This window comes from Streptomyces sp. MnatMP-M17 (assembly GCF_900091995.1).
Lineage (GTDB): Bacteria > Actinomycetota > Actinomycetes > Streptomycetales > Streptomycetaceae > Streptomyces.
The window spans coordinates 1-4,758 of record NZ_FMDK01000332.1 but is presented as its reverse complement, the minus strand read 5'-3'; the positions used below and the strand labels follow the sequence as shown (position 1 = coordinate 4,758).

Genomic DNA, 4,758 nt, shown 5'->3' with positions numbered 1-4,758 from the left:
GGCTGGCCGCCGCGCTCTCCCCGGCGGCGAACGCCGCGCTCGCCCGCCATCCGCTGCGCGATCTGGTCACCGCCTCGCGTCCCGCGCCGGTGCTGGTCGAGCGCAGACGGGCGCTGTACGGCTCCTGGTACGAGCTGTTCCCGCGCTCCGAGGGCGCGGTCGTCAAGAAGGGCGAGCCGCCCGTCAGCGGTACGTTCAGAACGGCCGCCGAGCGGCTGCCCGCGGTCGCCGCGATGGGCTTCGACGTGGTCTATCTGCCACCGGTCCATCCCATCGGCACCACCTACCGCAAGGGCCCCAACAACTCCCTGGAGCCCGGCCCCGACGATGTCGGAGTGCCCTGGGCGATCGGCTCGCCCGACGGCGGCCATGACGCGGTCCATCCCGATCTGGGCACGATCGAGGACTTCGACCACTTCGTGGAGACGGCCCGCACGCTGCGGATGGAGATCGCCCTCGACTTCGCGCTCCAGTGCTCTCCGGACCATCCCTGGGTCACCAGGCATCCCGAGTGGTTCCACCACCGCGCCGACGGCTCGATCGCGTACGCCGAGAACCCGCCGAAGAAGTACCAGGACATCTATCCGATCGCCTTCGACAGCGATCTGCGCGGTCTGGTCCGGGAGACCACCCGCATCCTGCGGTACTGGATGGCCCACGGCGTGCGCATCTTCCGCGTCGACAATCCGCACACCAAGCCGGTGGTCTTCTGGGAGAAGGTCATCGCGAACATCAACCGCACCGATCCCGATGTGATCTTCCTGGCCGAGGCGTTCACCCGGCCCGCGATGATGCGTACGCTCGGCGCGATCGGCTTCCAGCAGTCGTACACGTACTTCACCTGGCGCAACGGCAAGCAGGAGCTGACCGACTACCTGACCGAGCTGTCCGGCGAGACCGCCGCGTACATGCGGCCGAATTTCTTCGTCAACACTCCTGACATCCTGCACGCCTACCTTCAGCACGGGGGCCGGCCCGCCTTCGAGGCACGGGCCGTGCTCGCGGCGACGATGGCGCCTTCCTGGGGTGTCTACGCGGGGTACGAACTCTGCGAGAACACCCCCGCGAAGCCGGGCAGTGAGGAGTACCTTGACTCCGAGAAGTACGAGCTGAGACCCCGGGACTGGGAGGCGGCCGAGCGTGAGGGCCGTACCATCGCCCCGCTGATCACCCTGCTCAACCGGATCAGACGACGGCATCCCGCTCTTCAGCAACTGCGCGACATCCATTTCCACCACGCCGACAATGACGCGGTCATCGCGTACAGCAAGCGGGCAGGCACGGACATCGTTCTGGCGGTCGTCAACCTCGACCCTCACCACACCCAGGAGGCGACGGTCTCGTTGGACATGGAACGGCTCGGCCTTGAACCGCACGAGACCGTTCCGGTGCGCGACGAGCTCACCGGCGAGACCTATCACTGGGGCAGCTCCAACTATGTGCGTCTGGAGCCGGGCGTCACGCCCGCGCACATCGTGGTGCTGCGACCGTCCCCGCCGATCGGAGGGTCACCCACATCATGATCGTCAATGAGCCCGTCCACGACACGTTCGAGGACACCCCGGCCAAGGACCGGGATCCCGACTGGTTCAAGCGTGCCGTCTTCTACGAGGTCCTGGTGCGTTCGTTCCAGGACAGCAACGGCGACGGCATCGGAGACCTCAAGGGCATCACGGCCAAACTGGACTATCTCCAGTGGCTGGGCGTCGACTGCCTCTGGCTGCCGCCGTTCTTCAAGTCGCCTCTGCGCGACGGCGGCTACGACGTGTCCGACTACACGTCGGTGCTTCCCGAGTTCGGCGATCTCGCCGACTTCGTGGAGTTCGTGGACGCCGCGCACCAGCGCGGCATGCGCGTGATCATCGACTTCGTCATGAACCATACGAGCGATCAGCACGAATGGTTCCAGGAGTCCCGCAAGGACCCCGAAGGCCCCTACGGCGACTACTACGTCTGGGCCGACGACGACAAGCAGTTCCAGGACGCCCGGGTCATCTTCGTGGACACGGAGACCTCCAACTGGACCTTCGACCCGGTGCGCAAGCAGTACTACTGGCACCGCTTCTTCTCGCATCAGCCCGATCTCAACTACGAGAACCCGGCGGTGCAGGAGGAGATCGTCTCCGCGCTGCGCTTCTGGCTGGACCTGGGCATCGACGGCTTCCGGCTGGACGCCGTGCCGTATCTCTACCAGCAGGAGAACACCAACTGCGAGAACCTCCCGGCCACCCATGAGTTCCTCAAGCGGGTACGCGCGGAGATCGACGCCAACTATCCGGACACGGTGATCCTCGCCGAGGCCAACCAGTGGCCGGAGGATGTCGTGGACTACTTCGGCGACTACGCCAAGGGCGGCGACGAATGCCATATGGCGTTCCACTTCCCGGTGATGCCGCGGATCTTCATGGCGGTACGGCGCGAGTCCCGCTACCCGGTCTCGGAAATCCTGGCGAAGACACCGGCCATCCCGACGAACTGCCAGTGGGGCATCTTCCTGCGCAACCATGACGAGCTGACTCTCGAAATGGTCACGGACGAAGAGCGCGACTACATGTACGCGGAGTACGCCAAGGATCCGCGGATGCGGGCCAACATCGGCATCCGGCGCCGGCTGGCGCCGCTGCTGGACAACGACCGCAACCAGATCGAGCTGTTCACCGCGCTGCTGCTGTCGCTGCCGGGCTCTCCGATCCTCTACTACGGGGACGAGATCGGGATGGGCGACAACATCTGGCTCGGCGACCGGGACGCCGTGCGCACTCCGATGCAGTGGACGCCCGACCGGAACGCGGGCTTCTCGTCCAGCGATCCGGGCCGGCTCTATCTGCCGACGATCATGGATCCGGTCTACGGCTACCAGGTGACCAATGTGGAGGCGGCGATGGCCTCGCCGTCCTCGCTGCTGCACTGGACCCGGCGGATGATCGAGATCCGTAAGCAGAATCCGGCCTTCGGGCTCGGCTCGTACACCGAGCTGCCGTCCTCCAACCCGGCGGTGCTCGCCTTTCTGCGCGAGGCGCCCTCTCCTCAGGGCAACGGCGACGACCTGGTGCTCTGCGTGCACAACTTCTCACGCTTCGCCCAGCCCACCGAGCTGGATCTGCGGCAGTTCAGCGGGCGTCATCCGGTGGAGCTGATCGGCGGTGTGCGCTTTCCCGCCATCGGTGAGTGGCCCTATCTGCTGACGCTCGCGGGCCACGGCTTCTACTGGTTCCGGCTCAGGAAGGACGGCGTCCCCGCCGTCCCCGCGTAACGCGCCCTACGGCCCCGGACCCGTGCGAGGCGGTTTCCGCCGCCTCGCACGGGGCACTCTCCACCACATCCAGCACCTCCGTTTGATCGGATCCGTACAGAGTTCATTACGGAAACGATCTCCGAACCAACCCAGTACGGACTCGATACGGACTTTGTCCGGGCCCTGTGCAAACAGAACCGAGCCCGTACGGATCATCCTCACCCGACACGTCCCGCACAGCCGGACAGCCATTGCCGCAATCCGGGACACTCTGCGCATCCTGTGGTGTGCCCGGGGAAAGGACGCGATGCCATGTCGAAGGCTGCATCCACCCGGACTACCCCGTGCCTCGTCACCGCCTCGCCCGCTGCCTCACAAGCCGTGTCGTCCGCTCTGTCGCCCGCCGACGCGAGGGCGCTGGTCGGCTCGCTCGCGCCGCTGCTCCATGACTGGCTGCCCCGCCAGCGCTGGTTCGCGGGCAAGGGCCGGCCGGTCACCGGCTTCGTACCGGTGGCGGCCACCGAGCTGCTGCCGATGAACGCGGGAGGTCCGGGCCTGCTGCATCTGCTCGTACGGGTCGAACAGCGGAGCGCCGCGGGCCCGCCGCCGTCGATTCCCTCGTCCGCCCATGCCGGGGCCGCGCACTCGGCCGCCGCGTCCGCCACCGCCTCGGGCGGCGACTGCTACCAGCTGCTGCTCGGCGTACGGAAGGCGCTGCCGCCGGCGCTGGCATCCGCGCTGATCGGCCATGCCGCCCAGGGCCCGCTGGCCGGCCGTACCGTCTACGAGGGACTGCACGATCCACGGCTGGCCGAACTGCTGCTGGAGCGGCTGCGCGCGTCGGGCGCGCTGGGACCGCTGCGCTTCGACCACGCGGGCACGGTGCCCGCCGGGCTGACCGGGCGGCTGCTCGACGCCGAGCAGTCGAATTCTTCCCTGGTGTACGGCGACGCCTACATCCTCAAGATCCTGCGGCGCGTCTTCCCCGGGCCCCATCCCGATCTGGAGCTGCCGCTCGCGCTGGCCGCCGAGGGATGCGACCGGGTGCCCGCGCCCGTCGCCTGGTTCGAGGCGGCCGATCCGTCCGGCAGCGGTGACTCCCTCACGCTCGGCGTGCTCCAGCCGTATCTGCGCGGCTCCCAGGACGGCTGGCAGCTCGCACTGGCGGCGCTGGCCCGGGGCCGGGACTTCACCAAGGAGGCCCGTGCGCTCGGGCGGGCCACCGCCGAGGTGCATATCGCGCTCGCAGCCGCGCTGCCGACGGTCACGCTGGGACGCCGGCAGACCGCACAGCTCGCACAGGGCATGGCCGAGCGTCTGGAGGCGGCGGCGCAGGCGGTGCCGGTGCTCATGCCGTACGCACCGGGGCTGCGCACCGCGTTCGACGCGCTGAGCGGGCTGGACGAGGCGGCGCGCGGCAGACCGGCGCAGCGCGTCCACGGCGATCTGCATCTCGGCCAGACCTTGCGGACACCGGACGGACGGTGGTCGGTCATCGACTTCGAGGGCGAGCCGGCCCGGCC

3 protein-coding genes are annotated in these 4,758 nt (G+C 68.2%); all 3 read left to right on the top strand.

Annotated elements, in window-relative coordinates; all coding sequences use genetic code 11:
- The coding region (locus tag GA0115259_RS15500; protein ID WP_093596663.1) for an alpha-amylase family glycosyl hydrolase at nucleotides 1-1,523 on the top strand (1,523 nt) is incomplete at its 5' end.
- A complete protein-coding gene (gene treS / locus GA0115259_RS15495) occupies nucleotides 1,520-3,253 on the top strand; it encodes a maltose alpha-D-glucosyltransferase (RefSeq protein WP_093596658.1) in 1,734 nt (577 codons plus the stop codon). The genes GA0115259_RS15500 and treS, both read left to right, overlap by 4 nt.
- A 294-nt stretch (nucleotides 3,254-3,547) precedes the next feature.
- Nucleotides 3,548-4,758, top strand: a 1,211-nt coding sequence (locus GA0115259_RS15490) for a maltokinase N-terminal cap-like domain-containing protein (protein ID WP_093596666.1), incomplete at its 3' end; no start/stop codon positions are given.